This window comes from Actinosynnema sp. NPDC023658 (assembly GCF_040639995.1).
Lineage (GTDB): Bacteria > Actinomycetota > Actinomycetes > Mycobacteriales > Pseudonocardiaceae > Actinosynnema.
In genome coordinates, this window is record NZ_JBFAAX010000540.1 from 1 (window position 1) to 4032 (window position 4032).

Sequence of the window (4032 nt, forward strand, 5' to 3'; positions counted from 1 at the left end):
GCCCCGGGGGACGGGGCGGCGCTCCGGGTGACGCGGGTCGCGTCAGGGGTTGACGGTGATGGTGAACGTCGAGGTGCGGTTGCGGATGTTCTCGACGTTGTTGCTGAACTTCAGGTTGTTGAAGGTCGCCGAGCCCACCGCCGGGCCCTGGCCCGCCTCGGGCATCTCGTTCGCCCAGACGCCGATGCCGGACTTGGCCTGGAACTCGTCGCCGCTGAGCCTGGCCCCGGAGATGGAGATGTTCGTCAGCACCGTGTCCTGGACCGGGTTCTCCGGCGTGGAGCCGTTGTACTTGGTCTGGAACATGATCCCGGCGTACGTCGGGTCGATGATGTCGACGTCGTTGACCCGGATGCCCCGGAACGGCTTGGACGCGGAGAACATCCAGATCGCCGGGAAGGTCTGCGCGCCCCAGAAGTGGCCGCCGGTGCGCACCAGCGTGAGACCGCTGAACGTGGTCAAGTCCGGCCCGAAGCCGTTCATCGGGTAGCCGAAGTCCAGCGAGCTGATCGTGACGCCCGCGTAGGTCAGCGTGTCGGCCACGTAGATGTTGCGGAACGTGTTGAGGAAACCGCCGTACACCGCCAACCCGGCCGCGCGCCAGGTCGTCAGCGACGACAGGTTCTCGAACACGTTGTTCTTCTCGTCCGCGCCACCGGCGTCGATCGCGGAGAACAGCGCGAAGCTGTCGTCACCGGTGGACCGGGCCTCGATGTTGGCCACCCGGTTGTCCGTGCTGCCGTTGGTCATGTTGATGCCGTCGGCGAACGTGTCGCGGATCCGGGAGTCCTTGATGGTCATCGAGTCGGTGTTCGCGCCCCAGTAGAGGCACACCACGTGCTCGGCCCAGATGTTGTCGATGGTGATGTTGGAGACGTTGGCGAAGTCGAACACCTTGCCGGGGCCGTCGATGCGCGAGGTGTAGTTGCCGAAGAAGGCGAACCCGCTGAACGTCGAGCCGTTCACCGACTGCTCGGCCCGGAAGCCCGCGTCGGTGTTCTCCTGCGTGGTCGGCACGACGAACCTGGTGAACCACGGACCGGCGCCGATCACCTGCACCGGCTTGCCGTACACCTGGAACTTCTGCGCGGTGGTGTAGGTGCCCGCCGGCAGGTACACGCCGAGCAGGGTGCCGGTGGTGTCCATGCGGAACCGGTCGAGCGCGTTCTGCACGTCCTGGTGGCCGAACCCGGCGGGCGTGATGTACCGGGCCGGGTCGGGGTTGGCGCGCGCCACCGCGTTCTCGAAGTTCACGAAGTCGATGGCGTAGTTGGTGGTGTTCGCCGCGTCCTTCTGCAGCTTGATCCTGGTGCCCGCGGGGAACGTGCTGTTCAGCATCACGTTCGCCTCGTCGTAGATGTGCCGCGGCCCGCCGGCGCCGGGCGAGTTGCCGGGGCTCGCCTCGTTGCCGTAGAGCCAGATGTGCCGCGAGGTCAGGTCGATCGCCTTGTGGAACGACCCGTTGACGTAGACGTTCAGCGTGGCGTTGATGCCGCCGCCGCCCGCCGAGTCCGGGATGGAGAAGCGGGTGACGAGGGTGTTGGTGGACCCGCTGGTGGTGAACTCGACCGACGAGCCGGTGCTGTTCAACGTCACCGCGCGCCGGCCGGACGCCTCACCGGCGAGGTCACCGATGGTGCGGTTCGGACCGATCTTCTGCGCGCCGCCCGCGGTGACGGCGTCCTCGGCCTCGACGTGCTCCCACGGCACGTTCGCGCCGCGGCCCACGAACAGCGACTGCGTGGTGACGTTGTTGCCCTGCCGCGCCGCGATCTCGTTGGCGTCGACCGCGACCTCGGTCTTCAGCGTGTACTTGCCGTTGGCGGCGGTCCAGCTGCCCAGCGTGATCGGCGCCGCCGACTGGCCCGGCTGGATGGCGCCGGTGAAGCTGCCGGTGAACGTGCGCACGGTCGCGCCCGTGGCGGCGTTGACCAGCGTCAGCGTGACGCCGTGCGCGCCGCTCGCGGTGGCGATGGAGCCCTCGTTGCGCAGGACGGCGGTGAAGGTGGTGTTCTGGCCGTTGGCCGGGTTGTTCGGAGACCAGCTCAGCGCGCCGACCAGGTCCGAGCTGGGCACGGGCGTGACGACGAGGGCGCTCGGGTGCAGGCGGGCGTTGTTGGCCTCGTCCTGCTCGACGACCTTCTTCGTCTCGTCGACCTTCGCGGTGTACTGGTAGGAGCCGGAGCCGCGCGGGCCGATGTCCGCGGTGACGGTCGCGGACGCGCCCGCCGCCAAGGCGCCGACCTGGGCCGTGCCGACCGCGTCGGCGCCGAGGAAGAACGTCACGTCGGTCGCGCCGGACGCCGCCGTGCCCGCGTTGCGCACGGTCGCGGACAGCGTGATCGCGTTCGTCTCCACCGGGCTGGTCGGGGTGAACGACGTGCCGGTCACCGTGAGGTCGGGGTTCGGCGCGGACACGCCGAACACCTGGAACTCCGCGACCTGCCCGCCGGGCGCACCGGTGTTGGACGTGATCCGCAGCTGCACGTCCGCGACCCGCGCGGTCAGCGGGATGGTGACCGAGTTGCCGGAGGCGGGGTTGAACACGTAGTCGCGGGCGGACACCAGGTTGGTGAAGCCGGTCGCGCTCTGCTCGCGGCCCAGCACCTGGACGTTCTGCGTGCGGGTGCCCCACGCGGTGGACGGGTTGAGCTTGAGCACGACGGAGCTGAGGTCGGCGTTCGCGCCGAGCTGCGTGGTGAGCGTGTTCGGGTAGGTCGCGCCTTCCCAGTACGTGTTCACGTCGTCGTCGTTGGCGTTCGTGGCCACGAAGGTGAAGGTGTGCGAGGAGGCCGTGATCGGCTTGCCCTTGGCCAGGTTCGAGCCGGAGACCGGCGAACCGGGCCGGGTCACGGAGTTGCTGGCGGGCGACTGGTTGCCCGCCGCGTCCCTGGCGATCACGTAGTAGGTGACCGCGACGCCGTCGGGCTGGGAGTCGGTGTAGGTCAGCACGTTCCCGGCGACGCTCGTGCGCAGCACGCCGTTGGCGTACACGTCGTAGCCGGTGACGCCGGTGTTGTCGCCGGCCGCGGACCAGGTCAGCCGGACCTGGCCGGACTGCGGCGAGGTGTAGGCGAGGTTGGTCGGCGCGGACGGCGGCTGCGTGTCGCCGGTCGTCGGGCCGTGCAGCTCGAACTCGGAGATCTGCCCGGCGGGCCAAGCGGTGTTGCCGGTGATCAGCAGCCGCACGTACCGGGTGGTGGCCGCGGTGAACTGGATCGTCACCGTGTTGTTCGAGGTCGGGTTGAACGCGTACCGCGCGGACGGGACGAGGTCGGTGAAGTTCTGGCCGTCGGTGCTGTGCTGGACGGCCAACGTCTGCGTGCGCGCGCCCCAGCCCGACGCGGGCAGCTTGAGCACGACCCGGTCCACCTTCACCGCCGCGCCCAGGTCGGCCCGCAGCCACTGCGGGAACGCGTTGTTGGCGCTCTCCCAGTAGGTGGCCTGGTTGCCGTCACCGGCGTTGGACGCCTGGTAGACGTCGTTGTGGCTGCTCTCGGTGTACGTGGCGGCGAGCGCGGCGGTGACGTCGGAGGCCTCGTGGACGTCGAGGTCGGACACCTTCGCGCCGTCGACGCGCACGTAGCGCACGAGCGTCGGGTCGACGTGGAACTCCTGGTCCCGGCCCTCGCGCGGGGCGGAGGGCACCAGCGTGGCGAACCCCGTGCCGTCGAGGCTGGTCTGGACGGAGAACGTGGCGTGGTCGTCCGGCAGCGACAGGCGGACCTGGTCGATGCGGGTCGGCTTGCCGAGGTCGATCGCGGAGGCGGACGGTGGGGGCGCGGCCTGGGCGGCAGGGGGGACCAGGCCGAACGCGGTGACGGAGAGTGCGAGCAGGGAGGCGGCGAGGCGTGATCGGGCGCGTGTCGTCGTTGACATGGTCGGGCTGGCCCTTCTCGTTAGGGCAATTCCGGGGCTCTTGTCAGAAAGTTCCGCGTACTTGTCGATTTCTTGCGTAAGCGGTTCGAAGGGTTGCAGAGCGATGTCCGGAAAGTCAACGGGTCAGACGTGCGCGACCGGCGGCTTTGCGCC

General features: G+C 69.3%; 1 protein-coding gene. It reads right to left on the minus strand.

The genetic code is table 11. The features are described from left to right. Positions 1 to 42 precede the first annotated feature (42 nt). Entirely contained in the window at positions 43 to 3879 is a 3837-nt protein-coding gene (locus AB0G02_RS30700) for a discoidin domain-containing protein (RefSeq protein ID WP_360800902.1), read from the minus strand. Between the last annotated feature and the right edge of the window lie 153 nt (positions 3880 to 4032).

Excerpts from the sequence above, each read along its gene's own strand:
- AB0G02_RS30700 (WP_360800902.1), bottom strand. The coding sequence starts at position 3,879 with ATGTCAACGACGACACGCGCCCGATCACGCCTCGCCGCCTCCCTGCTC.